The organism is Leisingera sp., assembly GCF_982940295.1.
In genome coordinates this window covers 35,117-58,462 of sequence record NZ_CEYXRG010000007.1, presented here as the reverse complement: position 1 = coordinate 58,462, position 23,346 = coordinate 35,117, and the positions used below count along the sequence as shown (strand labels likewise).

At 64.5% G+C, this 23,346-nt stretch carries 17 protein-coding genes; 13 read left to right on the top strand and 4 right to left on the bottom strand.

Annotated features, from left to right (window positions below):
• The first annotated feature begins 187 nt into the window (after positions 1–187).
• The 3 genes from AC4HIX_RS08610 to AC4HIX_RS08600 all read left to right on the top strand — a co-directional run bounded on the left by AC4HIX_RS08610 (position 188) and on the right by AC4HIX_RS08600 (position 5,724).
• Positions 188–1,972, top strand: a complete 1,785-nt coding sequence (locus AC4HIX_RS08610; protein ID WP_490398681.1) for an acyclic terpene utilization AtuA family protein — start codon at positions 188–190, stop codon at positions 1,970–1,972.
• 151 nt (positions 1,973–2,123) lie between these two features.
• A complete protein-coding gene (locus AC4HIX_RS08605) occupies positions 2,124–3,740 on the top strand; it encodes an acyl-CoA carboxylase subunit beta (RefSeq protein WP_490398680.1) in 1,617 nt (538 codons plus the stop codon).
• Positions 3,741–3,750: 10 nt separating this feature from the next.
• Positions 3,751–5,724, top strand: coding sequence for an acetyl/propionyl/methylcrotonyl-CoA carboxylase subunit alpha (locus tag AC4HIX_RS08600; RefSeq protein ID WP_490398679.1), 1,974 nt, complete (start codon positions 3,751–3,753; stop codon positions 5,722–5,724).
• 72 nt (positions 5,725–5,796) lie between these two features.
• Here the strand turns inward: AC4HIX_RS08600 and AC4HIX_RS08595 are convergent, their stop codons facing one another.
• The gene (locus AC4HIX_RS08595) at positions 5,797–6,210 is read right to left on the bottom strand and encodes a GNAT family N-acetyltransferase (RefSeq protein WP_490398678.1); all 414 of its coding nucleotides are present in this window, start codon (positions 6,208–6,210) and stop codon (positions 5,797–5,799) included.
• A 279-nt stretch (positions 6,211–6,489) separates the two neighbouring features.
• Between AC4HIX_RS08595 and AC4HIX_RS08590 the strand changes: the two genes are divergently transcribed.
• Together AC4HIX_RS08590 and AC4HIX_RS08585 are read left to right on the top strand one after the other, a co-directional pair.
• Positions 6,490–8,115: an alkaline phosphatase family protein gene (locus AC4HIX_RS08590; RefSeq protein ID WP_490398677.1), complete on the top strand. Its 1,626-nt coding sequence runs from the start codon at positions 6,490–6,492 to the stop codon at positions 8,113–8,115.
• A gap of 131 nt (positions 8,116–8,246) precedes the next feature.
• Complete coding sequence (locus tag AC4HIX_RS08585) at positions 8,247–8,897, top strand: GntR family transcriptional regulator (protein ID WP_490398676.1); 651 nt, start codon at positions 8,247–8,249, stop codon at positions 8,895–8,897.
• Between the two features lie 65 nt (positions 8,898–8,962).
• Here AC4HIX_RS08585 and AC4HIX_RS08580 read toward each other — a convergent pair whose 3' ends face one another.
• Complete coding sequence (locus AC4HIX_RS08580) at positions 8,963–9,670, bottom strand: type 1 glutamine amidotransferase (protein WP_490398675.1); 708 nt, start codon at positions 9,668–9,670, stop codon at positions 8,963–8,965.
• 81 nt (positions 9,671–9,751) lie between these two features.
• Between AC4HIX_RS08580 and AC4HIX_RS08575 the strand changes: the two genes are divergently transcribed.
• Together AC4HIX_RS08575 and AC4HIX_RS08570 are read left to right on the top strand one after the other, a co-directional pair.
• A complete protein-coding gene (locus AC4HIX_RS08575; RefSeq protein WP_490398674.1) occupies positions 9,752–11,011 on the top strand; it encodes a cytochrome P450 in 1,260 nt (419 codons plus the stop codon).
• Between the two features lie 110 nt (positions 11,012–11,121).
• Positions 11,122–12,411, top strand: a complete 1,290-nt coding sequence (locus AC4HIX_RS08570) for a type I glutamate--ammonia ligase (protein ID WP_490398673.1) — start codon at positions 11,122–11,124, stop codon at positions 12,409–12,411.
• A gap of 368 nt (positions 12,412–12,779) precedes the next feature.
• Here the strand turns inward: AC4HIX_RS08570 and AC4HIX_RS08565 are convergent, their stop codons facing one another.
• On the bottom strand, positions 12,780–14,135 hold the full coding sequence (locus AC4HIX_RS08565; RefSeq protein WP_490398672.1) for an aspartate aminotransferase family protein: 1,356 nt from the start codon (positions 14,133–14,135) through the stop codon (positions 12,780–12,782).
• 43 nt (positions 14,136–14,178) lie between these two features.
• Entirely contained in the window at positions 14,179–14,958 is a 780-nt protein-coding gene (locus tag AC4HIX_RS08560) for an IclR family transcriptional regulator (RefSeq protein ID WP_490398671.1), read from the bottom strand.
• Between the two features lie 172 nt (positions 14,959–15,130).
• On the opposite strand from AC4HIX_RS08560, the gene AC4HIX_RS08555 reads away from it, so the two are divergent.
• The 6 genes from AC4HIX_RS08555 (at position 15,131) to AC4HIX_RS08530 (ending at position 23,322) form a co-directional block, all read left to right on the top strand.
• Entirely contained in the window at positions 15,131–16,078 is a 948-nt protein-coding gene (locus tag AC4HIX_RS08555; RefSeq protein WP_490398670.1) for a tripartite tricarboxylate transporter substrate binding protein, read from the top strand.
• 70 nt (positions 16,079–16,148) lie between these two features.
• On the top strand, positions 16,149–16,679 hold the full coding sequence (locus AC4HIX_RS08550; protein ID WP_490398669.1) for a tripartite tricarboxylate transporter TctB family protein: 531 nt from the start codon (positions 16,149–16,151) through the stop codon (positions 16,677–16,679).
• 8 nt (positions 16,680–16,687) lie between these two features.
• The gene (locus AC4HIX_RS08545; protein WP_490398668.1) at positions 16,688–18,307 is read left to right on the top strand and encodes a tripartite tricarboxylate transporter permease; all 1,620 of its coding nucleotides are present in this window, start codon (positions 16,688–16,690) and stop codon (positions 18,305–18,307) included.
• A complete protein-coding gene (locus AC4HIX_RS08540) occupies positions 18,214–19,656 on the top strand; it encodes an aldehyde dehydrogenase (protein WP_490398776.1) in 1,443 nt (480 codons plus the stop codon). Before AC4HIX_RS08545 ends, AC4HIX_RS08540 begins: the two co-directional genes overlap by 94 nt.
• A 103-nt stretch (positions 19,657–19,759) precedes the next feature.
• On the top strand, positions 19,760–20,992 hold the full coding sequence (locus tag AC4HIX_RS08535; protein WP_490398667.1) for a Tm-1-like ATP-binding domain-containing protein: 1,233 nt from the start codon (positions 19,760–19,762) through the stop codon (positions 20,990–20,992).
• Between the two features lie 239 nt (positions 20,993–21,231).
• Entirely contained in the window at positions 21,232–23,322 is a 2,091-nt protein-coding gene (locus tag AC4HIX_RS08530; RefSeq protein WP_490398666.1) for a 3-hydroxyacyl-CoA dehydrogenase NAD-binding domain-containing protein, read from the top strand.
• The last annotated feature ends 24 nt before the right edge of the window (positions 23,323–23,346 follow it).

Here is a 23,346-nt window from a genome sequence, read left to right as displayed (position 1 = left end):
ACCTGAAACTTTCACCTTTGGAAATTCTGTAACGTGTCGTTGCGGCGGAGCAAGCTCTTCGCCGCAGCGAACGCGGGGTTATTGTTGCGAAGCCAAGGTCTTGGCGGCCAGGCTGGTGGCAAGGGGCCGCCGATTGCGGGCAAATCCGTGTATGCTGTGCACCGGATGGCGGCCATCGGGAGGAGCAATGCCAGAGATACTGCGCATCGGCGGCGCTGCCGGGTTCTGGGGGGAGGCCGCCCTGGCCACGCCGCAATTGCTGGCGGCCGGGGGCTTGGATTTGCTTGTCTATGACTACCTGGCCGAGATCACCATGGCGGTGCTGGCGCGCGCGCGTGCAAAAGATCCGGCGGCGGGATATGCGACTGATTTCGTGACCGCGGCGATGGCGCCCAGCCTGGCAGGGATCGCGCGGCAAGGGGTGCGGGTCGTCTCCAACGCGGGCGGGGTGAACCCGGAGGCCTGTGCCGCGGCCCTGCGGCGGGAGATCGCCGCTCAGGGGCTGGATCTGCAGGTGGCGGTAGTTGAAGGCGACGATCTGCTCGGACGCGCGGCGGAGCTGGCGGAGGCCGCGCCCAGAGATATGTTCACCGGCGCGCCGTTTCCGCCGCTGGAGAAGATTGCCAGCGTCAACGCTTACCTCGGAGCCTTCCCGATTGCCGCAGCCCTGGACCGGGGCGCGGATATCGTCGTGACCGGGCGCTGCGTGGACAGCGCGGTGACGCTGGGGGCCTGCATCCATCATTTCGGCTGGGGGGCGGCGGATCTGGACCGGCTGGCGGGCGGCAGCCTGGCGGGCCACATCCTGGAATGCGGGCCGCAAGCCACCGGCGGAAATTTCACCGACTGGCAGGCGGCGGCCGAGAGCATGGCCGCGATCGGCTACCCCATTGCGGAAGTCCGTGAGGATGGCACATTTGACGTAACCAAACCTGCGGGCACCGGGGGGCTGGTCTCCCGCGGGTCGGTGGCGGAGCAGCTGCTGTATGAGACCGGTGACCCGCAAGCCTATGTGCTGCCGGATGTAGTCTGCGATTTCTCCGGCGCTACGGTGACGGAGAGCGGGCCGGACCGGGTGCGGGTGGCTGGCGCCAGGGGGCGCGGGGTACCGGATACATACAAGACTTGTATTACCTGGCAGGATGGCTTCCGCAGCGGCCATTACTTTACCTTCTACGGCCTTGATGCCGAAGCCAAGGCACAGGCCTTTGCCAAGGCGGCGCTGACCCGCGCGCGGGATGTGCTGCACGGGATGAAGCTGCCGGACTTCAGCGATGTGAGTATTGAGCTGATCGGCAGCGAAAGCCAGTTCGGCGGGCTGCGGCAAAGCGGTGCTGCGCGGGAGGTGGCCGCCAAGATCGCTGTGCACCACCCGGAGGCGCGCGGGGTGGGGGTGTTCCTGAAGGAGGCGGTGGGGCTGGGCCTGTCGGCGCCGCCGGGCTTGAGCGGTTTTGCGGGCGCCCGGCCCAAGCCCTCGCCGGTGCTGGCGCTGTTTTCATGCCTGCTGCCCAAGGCGCAGGTGCCGGTGGCGGTGCAGGATGCGGCGGGCCGCAATACGGTGCCGGCGGCGGCCGCTATCCCGCTGCAGGTGCTGGAACGGCCTGCGCCGCCGCCGGGTCCGGCCTCAAAAAGAGTGGCAGAGGTGCCGCTGATCCGCCTTGCCTGGGCGCGCAGCGGCGACAAGGGCGACATCGCCAACATCGGGGTGATCGCACGCAGGCCGGAAATGATGCCCTGGATCTGGGCGGCGCTGGACGAGGCCCATCTGCGGCGGGTGTTCGGGCATTTCTGGGATGGCCGGATGGAGCGGTTTTTCCTGCCGGGAAGCCTGTCGATGAACATCCTGCTGCACGGCGCGCTGGGCGGCGGCGGCACGTCGTCCTTGCGCAACGATCCGCAGGCCAAGGGCTATGCCCAGCTGCTGCTGGCGGCGCCGGTGCGGGTGGATGCGGAATTGCCGGAGGAGCTTTGAAAATGCCGAAATGCTGCTGCATGACGCAGAGGGCGGTGCCCGGCCGCGGGTGGAAACGAAGTGCCCGGCCGTTTTGCCAGAGGCAAACCTTGGGTTTGACGGGGCGGCCGGGCACTGCCCGGCTTCGCCGGGCGAAAGGCGGGGGCTTGCAATGACAGCCTTCGAAACCAAAATCAGCCCCGGCAGCGAAACCTTCGCCCAGAACCGCGAGGACATGCTGGCCCTGGTCAAGCGGATGCGTGATTTGGAGGCGCGTGCGGCGGCAAAATCCGAAGAGCGCCGCCCGGTCTTCGACAAGCGCGGTCAGCTGTCGCCGCGGGAGCGGGTCTCAGCATTGCTTGATCCGGGGCTGCCGTTCCTGGAACTCTACAACATGGCCTCCTACCTGGTGGATGATCCGGACCCGGAGACCTCGATCCCCGGCGCCTCGATCATCCTGGGGATCGGCTTTGTCGAGGGGGTGCGGGCGATGGTCTTTGCCGATGATGCCGGGATCAACGCGGGTGCGATGACGCAGAAATCGGTGGACAAGGCGCTGGGCGCAATCGCCATTGCCGAGCGGCAGAAACTGCCCTTTATCCACTTGGTGGAAAGTGCCGGCGCCGACCTGATGCGTTACACGGTGGAGCTGTGGGCGCATGGCGGCGGCATGTTTGCAGGGCTGGCGCGGCTGTCGGCGGCGGGCATCCCGGTGATCACGGTGCTGCATGGCGCTTCGACCGCGGGCGGGGCCTATCAGCCTGGGCTGTCGGACTATGTGATCGGGGTCAAGGGCAACGGCATGGCGATGCTGGCGGGTGCGGCGCTGGTGCAGGCCGCGACTGGCGAGGTGGCGCAGGACGCGGATCTTGGCGGCGCAGAGATGCATGCTTCAACCACCGGGCTGGTGGAGTATCTGGCAGAGGATGACGCCCATGGCATCGAGATCGCCCGTGAGGTGGTGGCCGGGTTGGGCTGGACGCCCTGCGCACCCGCACTGCCGGATTATGCCGAGCCGGTGCTGCCGCCGGATCAGATTGCCGGCGTGGTGCCGGTGGATTACCGCAAGCCGTACGATATGCGCGAAGTGGCGGCTCGGATCGCCGACGGATCTGACCTGCGTGAGTTCAAGCCGGGCTTCGGTCCGGCCACGCTGTGCCTGCAGGCACGTATCATGGGGCAGCAGGTCGGCCTCCTTGGCAACAACGGCCCGCTGGATCCGGACGGGGCGGCCAAGGCAACGCATTTCCTGCAGGCAATGGATCAGGCCGGCACGCCAGTGGTTTTTCTGAACAACACCACTGGTTACATGGTCGGGACCGCATCGGAGCGGGCGGGGATGATCAAGCATGGCGCCAAGATGATCCAGGCGGTCACCAACCTGCGGGTGCCCAAGATAGCGCTCTATACCGGGGCCAGCTTTGGGGCAGGGAACTACGGCATGTGCGGCTATGCTTTCGGTGCCGATTTCCTGTTCACCTGGCCCAATGCGATGACCGGTGTGATGGGCGGCGAGCAGGCGGCGCTGACGATGGAGCAGGTTGCCAGGCGCACGGCGGAGCGCAAGGGAGTGGAACCGGACGAAAAGCGGCTCGCAGCGCAGCGCGCCAGGATCACCGCGCATTTCGACGGGCAGTCGGACGCCTTCTATACCTCCGGGCGGGTGCTGGACATGGGGATGATCGATCCGCGCGACACCCGCCGGGTGATCGGCTTCTGTTTGCAAACCTGCCAGGAGGCTCGGGCGCGGGAACTTTACCCGAACAGCTTTGGCGTGGCGCGGATATGACGGGGGCAGGATGAGCAGTTTTGACACGATCCTGGTGGCCAACCGCGGCGAGATCGCGCTGCGGGTAATGCGCACGGCGCGGGCAATGGGGCTGAAAAGCGTTGCGGTTTACACCGATGCGGATGCTGCCAGCCCGCATGCGGATTTTGCCGATATCTCCATCCGCATCGGCGCAGGCCCGGCGGCGGAGAGCTATCTGTCGATAGACAAGGTCATCGCGGCCGCCAAGGAGGCGGGTGCCGGGGCGGTGCATCCGGGTTACGGTTTTTTGTCGGAGAACGCAGATTTGGCCCGTGCTTGTGCGGCCGCCGGGCTGGTCTTCATCGGCCCGTCTCCCGAAGCGATTGCCCTGATGGGAAACAAGGCTGCGGCCAAGCGGAAGATGATTGCGGCAGGTGTTTCTTGCATACCCGGCTATGAGGGCGCGGATCAGGCGGCAGATGTGCTGGCGGCGGAAGCCGCCCGGATCGGCTTTCCGGTGATGATCAAGGCAGCCGCGGGCGGCGGCGGCAAGGGGATGCGGCTGGTGCAGCAGGCGGCGGAGTTCAGCGCTGCGTTGAAGCTGGCCCGCAGCGAGGCGCGGGCGGCTTTCGGCTCCGATGAGATGATCCTGGAAAAGGCCCTGATGCGCCCGCGCCATGTGGAGGTGCAGGTGTTCGGCGACACCCACGGCCAAGTGATCCATCTGGGGGAGCGCGACTGTTCCATTCAGCGCCGCCATCAGAAAGTGGTGGAGGAGGCGCCAAGCCCGGCCGTGGATGATGCCTTGCGCGCCCGGATGGGAGCCGCGGCGGTCAAGGCCGCGCAGGCGATTGGCTATCAAGGGGCAGGCACGGTTGAGTTCCTGCTGGATCAGGGCGGTGATTTCTATTTTCTGGAGATGAACACCCGGCTGCAGGTGGAGCATCCGGTGACCGAGATGATCACTGGGCTGGATCTGGTGGAAATGCAGATCCGGGCGGCCCGGGGCGAGCCCTTGGGGCTAGCGCAGGAGGATGTGCGGATGGCGGGCCACGCCATCGAGGTGCGGCTCTATGCGGAGGATCCGGCGCAAGGCTTTCTGCCGCAGGCCGGGCGGATCGCGCAGTGGCAGCCCCCCAGCGGCTATGGCATCCGGGTTGATGAGGGGATCGCTGCGGGGCAGGAGGTGTCCACTTTCTATGACCCGCTGCTTGCCAAGCTGATTGCGCATGGCCGGACGCGGGAAGAGGCACGGCAGCGGCTGATGGCTGCGCTGCGGGATTGCGTGCTGTTCGGGCCCGCGTGCAACCGGGACTTCCTGCTGGAGGTTCTGGCTCATCCGGAGTTCGCGGCAGGGGAGGCCGCTACTGATTTCATCGCCAACCATTTCCCGGACGGGCTGGAGGCGCCTTTCACCGCCAGTGACATGGCTTTGACGGCAGGGCTGGTCTTCCGCGCGGAACAGCAGCGGTGCGCCGCAGCTGGCGGCGTGGCACCGGAACTGCTGGGCTGGTCGAGCCAGGGCGGCTTGCGGTCCTCTATGCGCCTGGAGTGCGACGGGGAAACCCATGAACTTCAAGTCCTTGAAGAACCGGGGCAGCTGACTGTGGACGGCGGGGACTGGCAATGTCGCGTGACGGGGCAAGGCAGCGGCCTGCGGGTTGACGGCAGGCGGGCGGACCTCAGGTCCTGGGTGATGGACGGCGGCACGCTGCAGGTGGCCACCGGCAAGCGGATATTCGCAATCACCCGCCTGCGGGCGGCAGCTGGTGCAGGTACTGGCAGTCAGGCAGGGCAAGCCGTTGCGCCCATGCACGGGCTGCTCCGGGAGGTTTGTGTTGCCCAAGGCGACAGGATCGCCGCGGGCAGCCGCCTTGCAGTGGTGGAGGCAATGAAGATGCAGCATGAAATCCGGGCGGAGGCGCCGGGCACTGTCGCGGCTGTTACGGTGCGCCCGGGCGTGCAGGTTCAAGCCGGGCAGCTGCTGCTTGAAGTCATCCCGCAGGACGAGGACGCCACGTGACATGGCAGCGGTGAATTTCCGCCCGTCGCTGGTGCATTGAAAATGCCCCGCTCCCGTTGGGCCCGGCGGGCTTCAGGTTTCCGCAGGGGGCCAGCGCCCGCAATACTGCAAAACATCGTTCGGGTACCGGTTGTCCTGGATCTGGAAGTGGGTCAGGCCCGCCAGTTCAAAACCGTGCCGGAGATAAAAGGCAATGGCGCGATTGTTCTGCGGGTTGGCCGCAAGCCACGGTGCGTCCCATGCATTTGAAAGGCAAGTTTGCAGTCCGGCGTCAAGAAGACACCACCCGATGTTTCGCCCCTGATGCCGGGGCTGCACATAGAGTGTCGAAATCTCGGTGCGGGAGGGGCCGCCGGCCGGGCTCGGCCTGCCGTGGCTGATCCGGATGTAACCGTCGATACCTTCCTGGTTTTGAGAAACAATCAGGTGTTCTGCCGGATCTTGCAGGGCTTCTATAAAATGCCCCGGCGTGTAAGTGCCCAGCACCTACTCTGAAAAGCCCCTGTTGATGCCGTTGCGCAAATATGTGCCCAGCCAGACCTCGATGGACAGGGCGGCCAGGCTGGCGCAGTCGTCCTCTGTGGCGGGCCGTAGGGAAGCAGCGGGGAGGGCCGGGGTCATGCTGGCGTTCAATTTCTGGTGTTCAAAATCGGTTTCACAATGCCCGCCACTGTTGCGCGTCCTCTGCACGGCGGTCAATGAAATACCCTCGTCAAGGTTGCTTCACGTGTTTAATAATGCCGCAGCACTGTGCGGGAGGCTCCGATGAACATTCTCTACATCATGTTCGACCAGCTGCGGTTCGACTACCTGAGCTGCGCAGGCCATCCGCATCTGCACACCCCGCATATCGATGGCCTTGCGGCCAAGGGGGTGCGCTTTAGCCGCGCTTATGTGCAGTCGCCCACCTGCGGCTCGTCGCGGATGTCGAGCTATACCGGGCGCTACCCCTCCAGCCACGGGGTGCAGTTCAACAGCTACCCTTTGCGGGTGGGCGAATGGACCATGGGCGATCATCTTCGCAAGGCAGGCATGGGCTGCCACCTGATTGGCAAGACACACATGGTGGCGGACGCCGAAGGAATGCAGAGGCTGGGACTGGCGCCGGACAGCGTGATCGGTGTGCGCCAGTCGGAATGCGGGTTCGACCCCTGGGTCCGCGATGACGGGCTGTGGGCGGAAGGGCCGGACGGGTTCTATGACAGCAAGCGCAGTCCCTATAATGAATACCTGAAGGAGAAGGGCTACCCGGGAGAAAACCCGTGGAACGACTTTGCCAACGCCGGCATGGAGGGCAATGACATCGCCTCCGGCTGGTTCATGGTCAATGCGGACAAGCCTGCCAACATTGCCGAGGAAGACAGCGAAACCCCCTGGCTCACCACCCAGGCGATGGAGTTCATCGCCCAGGCGGAAGGCCCCTGGTGCGCGCATCTGAGCTATATCAAGCCGCATTGGCCGTACATCGTGCCCGCGCCTTACCATGATATGTACGGGCCGCAGCATGTGCTGCCGGCGGTGCGTTCGGAGGCAGAGCGCGAAGGCGCGCATCCGGTCTTCGAAGGCATGATGAAAAACCAGATCGGCAAGACCTTCAGTCGGGACGAGGTGCGGCAGAAGGTGATCCCCGCCTACATGGGGCTGATCAAGCAGGCTGACGACCAGATGGGGCGGCTGTTTGCCTGGCTGGAAGAGACAGGGCGGATGCAGGACACGATGATCGTGGTGACCTCTGACCATGGCGATTACCTGGGCGATCATTGGCTGGGGGAAAAGAACCTGTTCCACGAGCCGTCTATCAAGGTGCCCCTGATCATCTATGATCCGCGCGCGGAGGCCGATGCCACCCGCGGCACCGCCTGCGATGAACTGGTGGAGGCAATCGACCTCCTGCCGACTTTCCTGGAGGCGGCGGGCGGGGAACCGGCGCCGCATATCCTGGAAGGGCGCTCTCTGATGCCGTTCCTGCGCGGGGAAAGCCCGGACTGGCGGGACTTTGTGATTGCAGAGTTCGACTATTCCACCATGCCGCTGTGCGAAAAGCTGGGGCTGGAACCCAAGGACGCGCGTCTTTTCATGGTGACGGACAAACGCTGGAAATTCATGCACGCCGAGGGCGGGCTGAGGCCGATGCTGTTCGACATGGAGAACGACCCGGAGGAGCTGGTGGACCTGGCCAAGGACGGCAAACATCAGGAGATCATCGGTCTGATGTATGACCGCTTGCTGGAGTGGGGGCTGCGGATGTCCCATCGGATCACCCTGTCCGATGCGCAGATCAAGGCGCGCCGCGGCAAGTCGGGGCGCAAGGGCATCCTGCTCGGGGTCTATGAGCCGGACGAGGCGGCGCCTGAATTGACGGAAAAATACCGGGGCCCGGTACCGCAGTAGCCGCCCTGCCTATTCACCTTTGCAGAAATACTCCGGGGGAGCCCGCAGGGCGGGGGCAGCGCCCCCCTGCCTGCGTTGCCTTGCGGCGGGCGGGCTCTTAGGGTGTCCGGACGGGAAATGCAGGCGGAACAATGGCAGGTCAGACAGAACAGGTTCTGAACGCGATCCTTGAGGATATCGAGTCGGGCCGCCTGGTGCCGGGCGCGCCGCTGGAGGAAAGCGAACTGGTGGAGCGTCATGGCGTTTCCCGCACGCCGGTCCGGGAGGCCTTTATCCAGCTGGAGGCGATCGGGCTGATCAAGCGGCTGCCGCGCAAGGGGGCGGTGCTGTTCAAGCCGACACTGGAAGAGTTTCTGGCGATCCTGGAAGTGCATGCGCGGCTGGAAGGTCAGGCGGCAGCGCTGGCGGCGCGGCGTTTGTCTCCGGCGCAGGCCAGAGAGCTGGAGGCGGCAGTGGCCGCTTGTGAGAAGCATGCTTCGGAGAAGGGCGATGGCGATCCGGCGGGGTACTACCAGCTGAACCTGCGCTTTCATGCCTGTGTGGCTGAAGGCTCGGGCAATCCGTTCCTGGTCGAGATGATCAAGACCAACGCGCGCAAGCTGATGGCCTATTACCGGGCGCGTTACCGGTATCCCGGTGTGATCGCGCAGTCCGCCAGGGAGCACCGCGAGATTGCCGCGCTGATCCTTGCACATGACCGGAAAGGCGCAGAGACGGCGATGATCGCGCATGTTCAGTTTGACCAGGTCACGGTGATGGATCTGCTGGCAGCGCTGGGTTGAAATTGCGGTGAACGGAGCCTGACGGCTCCGTGCCTGCGGCCGAGTATTTGGGCAAAGGTGAAGCCTTAGCGGGCCGCCTGCTCAAAGAATCGCGCGAGGCTTTCCGCAAACACCTGTTGGTCAGCGTGCTCCTTTAGGCTGTCTATGGCGGCAGCATAAGTCTCCGGGCCCAGTTGGTCCCGCATTTCTTCAGTCAGCGCGAGGATAAAGCTGCGGGTCATTTCCGGGTGGTGCTGAGTGGTGAAGATGTGGCGGTCCAAGGTGAAGCCCGTGTTAATGCCGTCCCTTTCACTAAAAGGGGTTGCGCCGTCAGGCAGGGTTCTGACGCACTCGCAGTGGGAGCCGTAAAGCTTCACTTCCTCCGGCAGGGCTGCGGCCCAGTGCGGGCGGTGCAGCAGCCGGTTGCGAGTGAGCCCATGGACCCAGCCATCAGGGTTGCGGTCCAGGCCGCCGCCGAGGGCCTGCGCGATGGCCTGATGGCCAAAGCAGGCGCCGAACAAAGGGAAATGGCGGGCATGCACCTCACGGATCAGCGCCAGAAGCCGGGTCACCCAAGCCGCGCCGGAGCGGACCGAGGCGGGGCTGCCGGTTATCATCGCACCGTCATGCTCAAGCAGGTCCCGTGGAAACTCTCCGTCCTTCACGGCGAATACCGTGGTGCGCCAGTCCAGCCGCGCCATTTGGATCAGGCTGGTGAATTTCTCACCGTCCTTCGGGTGCCTATGAGCAAATTCGCTTTCGTCGGTGTTGGTCATCAGTATGGCCAAATGCATGAGACGGCTCGCAAGATTTCGTTTTACATATTTATGATGGTTATTAATATACATTGAGCCAGCAGGATAGGAAAGCCCGCGATGACAGTTTGGACTCCCACGGATGACGGCTATGCGGATCTGAGCAGCCATGACGCGTTTGCAGATGGCGCGCCGCACAACACCTTTGCCCGGCTCCGGCGCGAGGATCCGCTGCATTGGACAGAATATGCGGGCGGCGAGAACTTCTGGTCGGTGACCCGCTATGAGGACATCACGGTGATGAACAAGAACACCGAAGTGTTCTCGTCGGCGCGTGGGATCCGGATGGAGGATCAGTCCTACGAGGAATACCTGGCGCGGCGCACCTTTCAGGAGACCGACCCGCCGGAGCATTCCAAGGTGCGGATGAAACTGCTGAAGGCATTCTCCAAGACCACAATGGCGCAGTATGAGCAGGATATCCGCGACTTGTGCGCGGATATTCTGGATCAAGCGCTGGCCAAGGGAGAGTTTGACGCCACCAAGGAGATCGCCCGCCAGCTGCCGATGCGGATGCTGGGCCGCGTTGTGGGCCTGCCGGAGGCGGACCTGCCCTGGCTGGTGGAGAAGGGTGATGCGCTGATTGCCAACACGGACCCGGATTTCACCTCCCATGTGCTCGACAAGATGCAGACGGATGAGTTCCGGATGATGCCCTTCAACTCGCCCGCCGGGGCGGAGCTGTATGTCTATGCCAAGGAGCTGATGGAAGAGAAGGCGCGCAAGGGCGATACCTCGGGCGTGCTGAACCTGATCCTTGAGCCGGCCAAGGACGGCTCGGTCATTACCGAGACCGAGTTCCGCAATTTCTTTTGCCTGCTGGTGGCGGCAGGTAACGACACCACGCGGTATTCGATTGCCGCGGGCATCCAGGCAATGTGCCACCAGCCGGAGCTGCTGCCGCAGATGCAGGCGGGCGGTACGGTCTGGGACACTGCCGCGGATGAGATCATCCGCTGGGCGACGCCCGCGCTCTACTTTCGGCGCACCGCGACGCGGGATCATGAAATGCACGGCAAGACCATCCGCGCGGGCGACAAGGTTCTGTACTGGTTCGTCTCGGCCAACCGGGACGAGGCGCATTTCGGTGATCCATTTCACGTGAATCTGCACCGCAGCCCGAACCGGCATCTGTCGTTCGGGCAGTTCGGCCCGCATGTCTGCCTGGGCATGTGGCTGGCACGGCTGGAGGTCACGGTGCTGTTTCAAGAACTCGCCAAGCGCATTAGGCGTATCGAGGCCGCCGGGCCGAATAAGTTTCTGCGCTCGAACTTCGTCGGCGGCATCAAGGAGTTGCCGGTCAGGGTGCAGGCTGCGTAGCGGCTGGGCCTCCCCGCAGGAAAGACTCTGCGAAAACCGCTAAATATGTTAAGCAATAGAGCACGGGAAGCCGCTGCCGAAGACTGTCCAGCAGGGAAGGACCTTGAGCCATGAAGACCCGCTTGCGTGCGATGTTCTGTGACCACCTCAGCATCATGCGGGGGAAGTATCTGCCCAACTCCAAGATCGGCGACGGCACCACGCGTTTTTGCCGGTCGGTCTTTGGCACCCATTACGACAAGGACCTGCTGGATGCGCCGGGCGCGATGGTGAAACAGGGGCTGCCGGATATGGAGCTGAGATGGCTGCATGATGATATCCGCGACAGCTGGCATGCCTCGACCCAGGTGGTGCTGGGTGACCTTTATGACGACGAGGGCGAGCCGCTGGCGCTATGCCCGCGCCGGGCTCTGAAGCGGGCGGTCGCGGACTGGCAGAAGCACGGGCTGACGCCAAAGGTCGGGATTGAACTGGAGGCCTTTGCCCTGCAGGCGGACGACCGGGGTCGGCTAATGCCCTACGATGCGCCTGGTGGTGTTGTGTACGGAACCGGACCTTTTGCCGACCCCTTGCGCTTCAACGACCGGATCTGGGCGATGGCGGATGACATGGGCTTCTCGCTCGACATGATCACCGCAGAATTCGACAGCCCGCAGTTCGAATACACGCTGACCTTCGATGACGCGGTGAAGGCGGTGGATGACATCGTTCTGTTCCGCCTGATGGCGCGGGAGGTGGCGCTGGAATACGGCATCGTGCTGACGTTCATGCCGAAACCGGTGGCTGAGGCCGGAGGATCGGGGATGCATATCAACTTCTCATTTCTGGACGAGGCGGGCGGCAATGCGCTGTCTGCGGGGCCGCGGGGCGGGCCGGAGCATATGAACGATCTGGCGCGCGGCTGCCTGGCGGGGCTTTTGCATCACCACAAGGGGCTGGCGGGGCTGATTGCGCCCACCGCCAACAGCTATATGCGGCTGCAGCCGGGGTCGCTGTCGGGCTACTGGCGCAACTGGGGCGGCGACCACCGCAACGTGACGACGCGGATCAGTTCCGAAGGCGGTGCCAAGGCGCGGCTGGAGCACCGGACGGCGGATGCTTCGGCCAATCCCTACACGGCGGTGGCGTCGGTGCTGCAGGCCGCGCGGCTGGGGGTGGAGAACGGCCACCAGCTGCCGCCGATGGAGACCGGCGACGGGTTCGACCGCACCGATGCGCGCGAGGGCACGGCGGTGGACCTCAAGGGAGCGATGAATGATCTGGAACGGGACACCGCATTGGCAGAGGCCGTTGGCGCGGAACTGGTCGCCAACCACGTCTTCATGAAACGCAAGGAAGTGCGCAAGACCCGAGATCTGGAAGGCGACGGCATGCGCGATTTCTACGTGCATTTCATTTGACGCGCTCAACGCTGTCTATGTGAGGCCCGCGCGGGCAGGGAAATCCGGTTCGGTGCAAGGAGTCCGAAGTGCCCTGCCGGATCTGGCGGAAAGCGGCGGAGGACAAGCTGCCTCGATTGCGGCCCGAAAATAGCCCGGCCCCGGACGGCCTGTCTGCGGAGGCCTCTGAAGCAAAGGTCTCAGTGGCTTCCGAAGGTTATGCAACACGCGCCGCTGCGGCAGCTGCGCCTGTTTCCGTATCGCGCCACCGCGCCGCGTCAGCGCCTCCGCCGGAGGCGCGGGCCCGAAGCATGTGCTTCGGGCCCGCCATGGCATCTGGTGGCGCCCGGACCTGCCGGCCCGGGCGCGGGCGGTGTTTGCAGCTGCCGTCAGCTCACCGCCGCAAAGCCTGCATCCAGGGCAGAGAGGATGGTGTCCGCCTCTGCCTCGTTCAGCACCAGCGGCGGCGACAGGATGATGTTGGGGCCGGAGACCCGCACCATGGCACCGGCCTCATAAGCTGTTTCCTGCAGCTTGCCGATGGTCTTCTTGTCCACCGCGGCCTTTGTGGTGCGGTCGGACACCAGTTCCAGCGCGCACATCAGGCCGTGGCCGCCGCGCACGTCACCGATGAGATCGTACTTCTGCTGCAGCGCCAGCAGGCCCTGGTGGATTTGGGTGCCGCGGGCGGCGGCGTTTTCCGGAACGTTCAGGCGCAGGGTTTCCGCAAGGCAGGCGAGGGCTGCAGCCGCGCCGACAGGGTGGCCGGAGTAAGTATAGCCATGTCCAATGGCCGCCTTGCCGGTGGCATCCTTCTCGAAGGTCTCTGTCATATGGTCCGCGATCATCACAGCGCCAAATGGGAAGTACCCGTTGGTGATCGCCTTGGCGGTTGCCATCATGTCGGGCTGCACGCCCCAGTGGCGCGAGCCGCTCCATGAGCCGGTGCGGCCGAAGGCGGTGATCACCTCATCCGCAATCAGCAGAATGCCGTGTTTCGAGCAGATCTCACGCACGCCGGGCATGAAGCTCTTGTGCGGCGGGATCACCCCGCCTGCGCCCAGGATGGGTTCCATGATGAAGGCGGCAATGGTGCCCGCGCCCTGAAAGGCGATCTCATCCTCCAGCGCCTGCAAGCAGAGTTGGGCCAGCCGCTCCGGATCGGTCTCGTTGAACGGGTTGCGGTAGGTGTAGGGTGCCGGGATGTGGTGGCAGCCGGGCAGCAGCGGCTCATACTGGGTTCGGAAATTGGCGTTGCCGTTCACCGAGGCGCCGCCCATGTGGGTGCCATGGTAGCCCTTCTTGAGGCTCAGGAACTTGGTGCGGCCCTCTTGGCCGCGGATCTTGTGGAATTGGCGGGCCAGGCGCAGGGCGGTTTCCACCGAATCTGAGCCGCCTGAGGTGAAGAAGGCACGGGTGAGACCGTCGGGCGCAAAGAACTTGCGCAGTTCCTCGGCCAGCTGGATCACCTGATCGTTGGTGGTGCCGCGGAAGGTGGAGTAGTAGGGCAGCACATCCAGCTGAGCGGCGATTGCGTCCTTTACCGGCTGGCAGGAGAAGCCGAGGTTCACGTTCCACAAGCCGCCGACCGCATCGACCACCTCGTGCCCGTCGATGTCGGTGATCTTCACCCCCTGGGCGGAGGTGATGATCGCGGGCGGGTTGGCCAGGCTGTCGCCGGGATGGGCCATCGGGTGCCAGAGGGATTTGGCGTTGTGTTCCTTCAAAAAGTTGGAGTCTTTCATGGGGGCAGCTCCTGGATGCGGCCCGTTCAGGGCCGGTAAAAGTTCAAGCGGTTTCTTCCTGCGGGTAGTCCGCGGGGGCAGAACCGCCGATGCGATGGGTGAGTGTGGCGCCCGCGCGGCGCAGGGCCGCCGGGATCAGCTGTTTCTGCTCCGCCGTCATGCGGGAAACCGGCGCGGCCACGGCCAGCGCGCCGATCACCTGGCGGTCCGAGCCAAAGACCGGAACCGCGTGGGAGTGCACGTCGGCCTCAAACCCGCCGATCGACTGGGCCAGGCCGGTGGCCCGCACCTCCGTCAGCTGGGCGCGGATTTCCTTCGGGTCGGTGATGGTCTCGGGTGTGTGGATCTTCAGCGGTTGTGCCAGCGCGTCCTCAACGAAGCCGGGATCGGCGAAGGCCAGCACGGCCAACCCTGAGCTGGTGCCGTGGAAAGTCAGCACCTCGGCGTCCTCCATCATAACCTTGGTGGCGTGGCGCGGCGAATAAGCATGCGACAGCGAGTTCAGCTGACTGCCTTGCAGCAGCGACAGGTGGGTCGTTTCACCAGTCTCGTCGCTCAGGTCGCGCAGCACACGGCGCGAGACCGACAGGATCGGCACCGCCGCCTCGCGCAAGGCGGCCAGCCGCAGAACCTGCGGGCCGAGCCGGTACATGCGGTCGCCGTCGGTTTGCTCAACAAAGCCCGATTCCTGCAGCTCGCTCATCAGCCGGTAGACGGTTGCCTTATTCATGCCCGACAGGCGTGTGAGGTCGCTGAGCCCGATTCCGGTCCGGCCGTGGTTGAAATGCGTCAGTAATGACAAGGCTTTGGATACCGTTCCCATGCGCTTGCCCAATCTCCCTGGTTGGTCTTGGCGGGCGGTGCCTTCTGAAAAAGACGCACCCGTGATGCAATTTTGTTGACAGATAAGCGGGCGGCCTGTCAATCTAAATTCAAACCAACGGTTCGCATAATGAACCATGTAAGGTGATTGGTGCCAAACTGGGAGGAAAGCCATGAAACTCAAAACCCTCATGAAAGGGGCGGCCGCAGCGGCGGTGCTGGGGCTGGGCGCGGTTGCAGCGCAGGCCGAATATCCGGAGAAACCGGTGAACTTCATCGTGCCGTGGCCGCCGGGTGATCTGGAGGACGTGCTGACCCGGATGATTGCCGAGGATTTTCAGAACGAATACGGCGTTGCGGCAGCGGTGGTGAACAAGCCGGGCGGCGGCGGCGGGCCGTTTCCTGGAGCAATCGAAGTCGCCAATGCGCCGGCGGATGGCTACACCATCGGCTCCTTCGTGATCGGGGTGCCGGTGATGGGCCACCAGATCGACATTCCGCCGCTGACGCCTGAGAAATTCGACCCGCTCGGGATCTTTCTGACATATCCCTTTGTAATCGCCGCCTCAGGCGATGCGCCTTACAGCTCGATGGAGGAGCTGGCGGCCTATGCCAAGGAAAACGACGTGGCATTGGGCCACTTTGGCGACGTGCTGACTCCGACCCAAGTGACCAAGGCCTATGCCAAGAACGCGGGCTTTGAGTGGGGTTCGGACGCTGCATTTGACGCGCTGGACTGCAATACGCTGGCCTCTGGCGATGCGGATGTGATCAACACCACGCTGCAGCTGGTGCTGCCCTGCCTGGATCAGATCAAGGTGCTGGTCTCGATCACCGACGAACGCATCCCGCTGGCCCCCGACGCTCCGACTATCGGCGAGCTGGACGAGAGCCTGAACATCGCCCTGTGGAACGGTCTGTTCGTGACCAAGGACACCCCGCAGGATGTGCGGGATAAGATCATCGCGGTCGCCGAGAAAACGGTGATGAGCGAGCGTGCTCAGAATGTCGCCAAGGAAACCGGCGCGCTGGTCTATTGGCAGGGCGCCGATGACAGTGCGGCGCGGGTTGCAAACGACATCGACACGATGGCCCGCATCGGCGGCCTGCTGTCGGAATAATCCTCCCCCCGCACCGGGGTCCTGATCGGCCCTGGTGCCCTCATCCCCGTACGGACAAAGTACTCCTCTGATGCCTTCGGAACGTGAACGCCGCTTTGCTGGACCCAGGCGCGGACAGCTTGTCTTTGCCTTGGCTATGGTCGGCGCAGCACTGCTGCTGCTGGTCCTGATCACGGATCAGACCGCCTGGGTCAAGAAGACCAAACTGTTTGCCCAGCCCCGCTTCTGGCCTGCCGTAGCCATTGGTGGCATGGTGCTGCTCGGCGGCTTGCATCTCTACAAACTGCCCTGGCGGCGGGTCAGCCGCTATGACCTGTGGGAGGTCAAGCGCTGGGGGCAGGTGTTTGAATTTGCCGGCTGGTTCATGGGCTACGTCATGCTGGTGCCGGTCATCGGCTATCTGCCCGTGACGCTGGTGTTTGTGCCGCTGCTGAGCTGGCGGATGGGCTACCGCAGCCCTTTCATGCTGTGGACAAGCGCGGTGTTTGCGGTGGTGGTGGTGGTGCTGTTCAAGGCCTTACTGTCGGTGAAAATCCCGGGCGCGCTGATCTATGAGTATCTGCCGGGATCGTTGCGCAGCTTCTTCATTCTCTATCTCTGAGCCCCGTCATGGACCTGATCCTCTCTGCAATAGACATCCTGATGCGCTGGGACGTGGCGCTGGCGCTGCTGGCAGGCTCGGTCGGCGGCGTGCTGATCGGGGCGATCCCCGGTGTTGGCCCGGCGGTAGCGATTGCGATCCTGCTGCCCGCGACCTTCTCAATGGATCCGATTGTCGGCTTGACCGTGCTGCTGGGCATCTACGGCTCCTCAATGTACGGAGGTGCGATCCCGGCGATCCTGATAAACACGCCCGGCACCGCGGTTAATGCGCTGACCACCTATGACGGCTATCCGATGACCGCGCGGGGAGAGCCCCGGCGCGCGCTTAGCCTGGCCTATTCCGCCAGCTTCTTTGGCGGCATCTTCTCGGTGATCTGCCTGATCCTGTTCGCGCCGGTCCTGGCCAAGATCGCGCCAATGTTCGGCTCCCGCGAGATATTCATGGCGGCGTTGCTGGGCCTCATTCTGGTGGTGGTCGCCCACCGCGGGCAGGCGCTGATTGCAGGCACCTTGGCCTGTTTCGGAATTTTCCTGCAGACCATCGGGCTGGAACCGGTGAAATACACCCAGCGCTACACCTTCGGGCAGGATTTCCTAGGTGGCGGCATCAACCTGATTGTCGTCGTGCTGGGCCTGTTTGCGATCTCGCAGGCTTTCGTGCTGCTGACGGACGAAGACGAGAAGGTGCGCATGACCCGCCTGCGCGGCGGCATGTTCCAGGGCCTGCGCGAGCTGGCGCGCCATCCGCGGGTGGCCGGGGTCTCTGCCACCTTCGGCGTGCTGATGGGAATGATCCCCGGCGTGGGCGAGTTTACCGCGCAGTTCATGTCCTACACCTATGCCCAGAAAACCTCGAAACGGCCGCAGGACTTCGGCAGTGGCTCTTCCGAGGGGCTGATCGCGGCGGAGACCGCCAACAATGCGGTCCCTGCGGCTGCCATGGTGCCTCTGCTGGCGCTGGGTATCCCGGGCGAGGCGCTGACGGCGATGATGCTGTCGGTGTTTTACGTTCACAACGTGGTGCCGGGGCCGGGGCTGTTTCAGAACGACATGGATTTCGTCGTCGCTCTCTACCTGGCGCTGCTGGTGCTGAATGTCCTGGTCCTTGCTTTCTTGCTCTTTGCTACCAAGTCGCTGATCCAGGTGGTGCGCATCCCAAACCGGTTCCTTGGCGTCTGTATCCTGACGCTCAGCTTCGTCGGGGTTTACTCCCTGCGCAACTCCGCCACCGACTGCGTGATGGCGGCGGGCTTTGGCATCCTCGGCTTTATCCTTAAGCGCCTGTCGCTGCCCTCGGTGCCGATCATCCTGGGCATGGTGCTGGGCGGCATCATGGAGGTGAAACTGCGCGCGGGCATGGCAAGGGTGAAGGAACCCCTCGATTTCATTGACCGCCCGGTGGCGTTTATCCTGTTTCTACTCATCATCATCGTTCTGGCGGTCCACACCCTGCGGGTGCTGAAGGACCGGAAGGAACTGAAGGAGGCCGAATGGCAGACCAATCGCGCATCGACAAGCTTCGGCAGCTTGATGTGGCGCCGCAGAAACTCTTTCTTGAAGGATCATGGCAAGAAGGTACGGGCCAGACACTCGAAGTTGCTTCGCCGGTTGACGGATCTGTTCTGACGACGCTGGCAGGCGCTTCTGCCACGGACGTCGAAAACGCTGTCGCTTCGGCGCGGCGGGCATTTGAGGACCGCCGCTGGGCGGGACAGAGCCCCGCCGCCCGCAAGCAGGTGCTGCATCGGATCGCCGACCGGATCGCGGCCGAGGCGGTGGAGCTGGCCGTGCTGGGCGTGCGCGACAACGGCACAGAGTTCAATATGGCGCTGAAGGCCGAGCCGGGATCGGCTGCTGGCACCTTCCGTTACTACGCCGAGGCGCTGGACAAGGTGGCGGGCGAGGTCGCGCCGACCGCGCCGGACGTGCTGGGGCTTGTGCACCGGATGCCGGTAGGCGTGGTGGGGGCCATCGTGCCCTGGAACTTCCCGCTGATGATCGGCGCCTGGAAGCTGGCGCCGGCCTTGGCGATGGGCAATTCGGTGGTGCTGAAACCGGCGGAAACCGCCTCCCTGTCTTTGCTTAGGCTGGCCGAGATCTGCTCCGAATGCGGTCTGCCGGACGGGGTGCTGAACGTGGTAACCGGCTCCGGCACGGAAACCGGCGCGGCGCTGGCGGCGTCAAGCGGCGTAGATGTGCTGGCCTTCACCGGCTCCGGCGCGACGGGCCGGAAGCTCCTCGAAGCTTCGGCGCGGTCGAACCTCAAGCGGTGTTATCTGGAGCTGGGCGGCAAGTCCCCCAACATCGTTTTTGCGGATGCACCGAACCTCGCGAAGGCGGCGAAAGTTTCTGCGGCAGGGATCTTCCGCAACTCCGGACAGGTTTGCATTGCCGGCTCCCGGCTGCTGGTGGAGGCGTCGATCCACGATGAGTTCGTCGCAATGCTGAAGGCCGAGGCGGAGGCGCTGCGGGTGGGCGACCCGCTGGATCTGGACACCCAGATCGGGGCAGTGAACTCCGAGGATCAGCTGCGCCGAAACCTGTCCTTCATGGACATGGCGCGGGCCGAGGGCGGGCAGGTGGTGACTGGCGGGGCGCGCATACTGGAAGAGACCGGCGGCACCTATATGGCGCCGGCCATCGTCACCCGCGTCGCGCGCGACCACGCGCTGTTCCAGCGGGAGGTGTTCGGTCCGGTGCTGGCAGTCACCAAATTCGAAACCGAAGAGGAGGCGCTGAGCCTGGCTAATGCTACCGCTTACGGCCTGGCGGCCGGGGTCTGGACGGAAAACCTGTCCCGGGCGCACCGGATGGTCGCAGGTATCCGTGCCGGGATGGTGCATGTGAACACCTATGGCGGCGCCGACAATACGGTGCCCTTGGGCGGGGTCGGGCAGTCCGGCAACGGACATGACAAGTCGATGCACGCGCTGGACAAATACACCGATCTGAAGACCGCATGGATTCAGCTGTGATGCAGGTTTTGCCGGGGCAAAACCTGCAGCCTCCGGCGGGAGTATTGGGGAAAGATGAAGGGGCGGCCTCGCTGCACAGAGCAGGCCGGAGGGAGGACGGGATATGACGGTCAAAACGATCCTGGTTGCCGGGACATATGACACCAAGGACGATGAACTGGGATATCTGGCGGAGGTCATCCGCGGGCAGGGCGGCAAGGTATTGACGATGGATGTGAGCGTGCTGGGTGACCCCGCCGACCCCGCGGATGTCAGCAAGCATGCAGTGGCAGAGGCCGGCGGCAGCTCGATCAAGGCGGCGATTGCCTCCGGTGATGAAAATACCGCCATGCAGATCATGGGCGCGGGGGCTTCGGCCAAGGCGCAGGAGCTGTACCGGGCGGGGCGCATCGACGGGGTGATCGTGCTGGGCGGCACCATGGGCACCGATCTGGCGCTGGACTTGTGTGCGGCGCTGCCTGTTGGGGTGCCGAAGTACATCGTCTCCACCGTAGCCTTCTCGCCGCTGATGCCGCCTGAGCGGATTCCGGCGGATGTGCAGATGATCCTCTGGGCGGGCGGGCTGTATGGCCTGAATTCGATCTGCAAGGCGTCGCTCAGCCAGGCCGCGGGCGCGGTGCTGGGCGCGGCACGGGCGGTGGAGCCGCCCAAGCGGGAACGGCCGCTGATCGGCATGACATCGTTCGGTAAGACTGTGCTGCGCTATATGGTGACGCTGAAACCGGCGCTGGAGGCGCGCGGGTTTGAGGTCGCCGTGTTTCACGCCACCGGAATGGGCGGGCGGGCATTTGAGAGCCTGGCGGCGGAGGGCGCCTTTGCTGCGGTGATGGATTTCGCGCCGCAGGAGGTCTCGAACCACCTGTTCGGCGGGTTGTCGGCAGGAGCGGACCGGATGACCAATGCAGGCCGCGCCGGCACACCGCAGCTGGTCGCGCCGGGCTGCTATGATCTGGTGGATTTCGTCGGCTGGCAGGCAACGCCCGCGCAGCTGAAGGGGCGGGAGACCCATGCTCATAATCGTTTGCTGACCTCTGCCTTGCTGGAAGCGGGCGAGCGTCGGCAGGTGGCGCAGGCTGTCTGCGGCAAGCTGGCGGCGGCCCAGGCGCCGGTGGCGGTGCTGCTGCCTGCCGGCGGCTGCAACGAATGGGACCGCCCCGGCGCGCCGCTGCACGACGCGGCGGGGCTGGCGGCCTTTTGTGATGAGATGCGGCGTAGCTGCCCGGAAAACGCCAGCCTGCATGAACTGGATTGCCATATCAACGACGCAGCGTTTGCGGACAAAGCACTGGAGATTCTCGACTCTTGGATCGCCAGCGGCATTGTGAAAGGCGGCTGAGCCGTCAGCCGCACTGTCCGGAGGCGCAGTCTCTGGCTGACGTGTTTCAAGAAGTTTGATTTTTACCTGCGTTCTGTTACGTAACTCCGGCAGCGCAGCGGCTGCGGCCCGGTGCATTGTGACGCGGGGTCCGTGGGCGCGCGGCGGATTTTGGGGCTTGGCGCGAAGACGGCCGCCGTGCCTAATCAGTTGGGGCGCGGGTCTGCATCATCGGCCCCCGCAGGAGAGAGGAAGACCGGATGAGTGAAGCCATTGCATATGAGCGCGTGGGCGATATCGCCGTTCTGAAGGCGCAGAACCCGCCGGTGAACGCGCTGGGCGTGGATGTGCGCAAGGGGCTGCTGGCCGGGATCGAACGCGCCGAAAGCGAAGGTGCCAAGGCGGTTCTGATCTATGGCGAGGGCAAGACCTATTTTGCAGGCGCCGACATCCGGGAATTCGGCAAGCCGCCGCAGGAGCCCTGGCTGCCCGGGCTGTGCAGCCGGATCGAGGCCACGCCGCTGATCGTGGTCTCTGCCATGCATGGCACCGCGCTGGGCGGCGGGCTGGAAGTTGCCTTGTCCTCGCATTACCGGATCGCGGTGCCCTCGGCCAAGATGGGGCTGCCGGAAGTGAACCTGGGCATTCTGCCCGGCGCTGGCGGCACCCAGCGGCTGCCGCGGGTGGCCGGAACCGAAGCTGCGCTGGAGATGATCACCACCGGCCGCCACATCAGCGCGGCGGAAGCGCTGGAGAAGGGCATCATCGACCGGATCGAAGAGGGCGAGCCGCGGGAGATCGGCCTTGCATATGCGCAGGAGCTGCTGGAGCAGGGCGCACCGCGCCGGGCCGTGGGTGAAATGCCCGCTCCGGAAGCGGTTGATTTCGATGCTGTTTATAACGCCACGCTGAAGAAGGGCCGTGGCCAGCTGTCGCCTGCGGTTGCGGTGCGCGCGGTGCAGGCAGCGGCTGAGGCGGAGAGCTTTGAGGCCGGGCTGAAGCGTGAGCGCGAGCTGTTCATGGAGCTGATGGACTCCGATCAGCGGCAGGGTTTGATCCACGCCTTCTTCTCGGAACGTGCGGTCAGCAAGCTGCCGGAACTGGAGGGCGTTGCGCCCCGCGACGTGGCTTCAATGGGGGTGATCGGCGGCGGCACCATGGGGGCGGGCATCGCCACCGCGGCGCTGCTGGCGGAGCTGCCGGTGGTGCTGATCGAAATGACGGACGAGGCCGTGACGGCGGCGCGCGGCCGGATCGAGGGCAACCTGAAAGGCGCCCTTAAACGCGGTAAGATCAGCCAGGCGCAGTACGATCAGTTGACTGGCGAGGCGCTGACAGTGGCGACGGATTACGCCGCGCTGTCCGAGGTAGACCTGGTGGTCGAAGCGGTGTTCGAGGACATGGGCGTCAAGCGCGAGGTTTTCGGCAAGCTCGACGCCCATTGCAAGGCCGGTGCGGTGCTGGCGACGAACACCTCCTACTTGGACGTGGACGAGATCGCCGCGGCGACCTCCCGTCCGCAGGATGTGATAGGGCTGCATTTCTTCTCGCCCGCGCATGTAATGAAGCTGCTGGAAGTCGTCGTGGCGGAGAAAACCGCGCCAGAGGTTCTGGCCACCGGGTTCGCGCTGGGCAAACGGTTGAAGAAAGTCGCGGTCCGCTCCGGCATCTGTGACGGGTTCATCGGCAACCGGATCATGAATGCCTACCGCAAGGCGGCGGAATACGTGGTGCTGGACGGCGCCTCACCCTATCAAGTGGACAATGTGGTGACCGGTTTCGGCTTCCCGATGGGGCCGTTTGCCATGGGCGATCTGGCGGGACTCGACATCAACTGGGCCGCCCGCAAGCGCCGCGCGCCCACCCGCGACCCGCGCGAACGGGTGCCTCGGTTCTATGAGATGCTGTGCGAAGGCGGTGACTTCGGTCAGAAGACCGGCAAGGGCTTTTATGTCTACGAAGAGGGCCGGCGCGGCGGCGTGCCGAATCCGGAGGTGGCGGAGCTGATTTCCAAGGATCAGGAGCAGCAGGGGGTCACTCCGCGGGAGTTCTCTGATGCAGAGGTGCTGCGCCGCTACATGTGCGCCATGGTCAATGAGGCGGCCAAGGTGGTGGGCGAGGGCATCGCCCGCCGTCCGCTGGACGTGGATATGGTGATGCTGTTCGGCTATGGCTTCCCGCGGTTCTGGGGCGGGCCGCTGAAATGGGCCGATCTGCAAGGGCTGGATGGAATCCTTGCCGACATCAGGTCCTATGCGGAAGAGGATGATTTCTTTTGGCAGCCCGCGCCGCTGCTGGAGCAGCTGGTGGCAGAAGGCAAGACCTTCGACTCACTGAACAAAGGCAGCTGAGCAGGCGGGCGGGCGCCCTTCCGG

What these genes read in the sequence shown, in the direction of transcription:
- AC4HIX_RS08545 (WP_490398668.1), top strand. Translation starts at nt 16,688, where the DNA reads ATGGACCTGATCCTCTCTGCAATAGACATCCTGATGCGCTGGGACGTG.
- AC4HIX_RS08575 (WP_490398674.1), top strand. Translation starts at nt 9,752, where the DNA reads ATGACAGTTTGGACTCCCACGGATGACGGCTATGCGGATCTGAGCAGC.
- AC4HIX_RS08605 (WP_490398680.1), top strand. Translation starts at nt 2,124, where the DNA reads ATGACAGCCTTCGAAACCAAAATCAGCCCCGGCAGCGAAACCTTCGCC.
- AC4HIX_RS08580 (WP_490398675.1), bottom strand. Translation starts at nt 9,670, where the DNA reads ATGCATTTGGCCATACTGATGACCAACACCGACGAAAGCGAATTTGCT.
- AC4HIX_RS08555 (WP_490398670.1), top strand. Translation starts at nt 15,131, where the DNA reads ATGAAACTCAAAACCCTCATGAAAGGGGCGGCCGCAGCGGCGGTGCTG.
- AC4HIX_RS08570 (WP_490398673.1), top strand. Translation starts at nt 11,122, where the DNA reads ATGAAGACCCGCTTGCGTGCGATGTTCTGTGACCACCTCAGCATCATG.
- AC4HIX_RS08560 (WP_490398671.1), bottom strand. Translation starts at nt 14,958, where the DNA reads ATGGGAACGGTATCCAAAGCCTTGTCATTACTGACGCATTTCAACCAC.
- AC4HIX_RS08610 (WP_490398681.1), top strand. Translation starts at nt 188, where the DNA reads ATGCCAGAGATACTGCGCATCGGCGGCGCTGCCGGGTTCTGGGGGGAG.
- AC4HIX_RS08530 (WP_490398666.1), top strand. Translation starts at nt 21,232, where the DNA reads ATGAGTGAAGCCATTGCATATGAGCGCGTGGGCGATATCGCCGTTCTG.
- AC4HIX_RS08590 (WP_490398677.1), top strand. Translation starts at nt 6,490, where the DNA reads ATGAACATTCTCTACATCATGTTCGACCAGCTGCGGTTCGACTACCTG.
- AC4HIX_RS08585 (WP_490398676.1), top strand. Translation starts at nt 8,247, where the DNA reads ATGGCAGGTCAGACAGAACAGGTTCTGAACGCGATCCTTGAGGATATC.
- AC4HIX_RS08535 (WP_490398667.1), top strand. Translation starts at nt 19,760, where the DNA reads ATGACGGTCAAAACGATCCTGGTTGCCGGGACATATGACACCAAGGAC.
- AC4HIX_RS08550 (WP_490398669.1), top strand. Translation starts at nt 16,149, where the DNA reads ATGCCTTCGGAACGTGAACGCCGCTTTGCTGGACCCAGGCGCGGACAG.
- AC4HIX_RS08600 (WP_490398679.1), top strand. Translation starts at nt 3,751, where the DNA reads ATGAGCAGTTTTGACACGATCCTGGTGGCCAACCGCGGCGAGATCGCG.
- AC4HIX_RS08565 (WP_490398672.1), bottom strand. Translation starts at nt 14,135, where the DNA reads ATGAAAGACTCCAACTTTTTGAAGGAACACAACGCCAAATCCCTCTGG.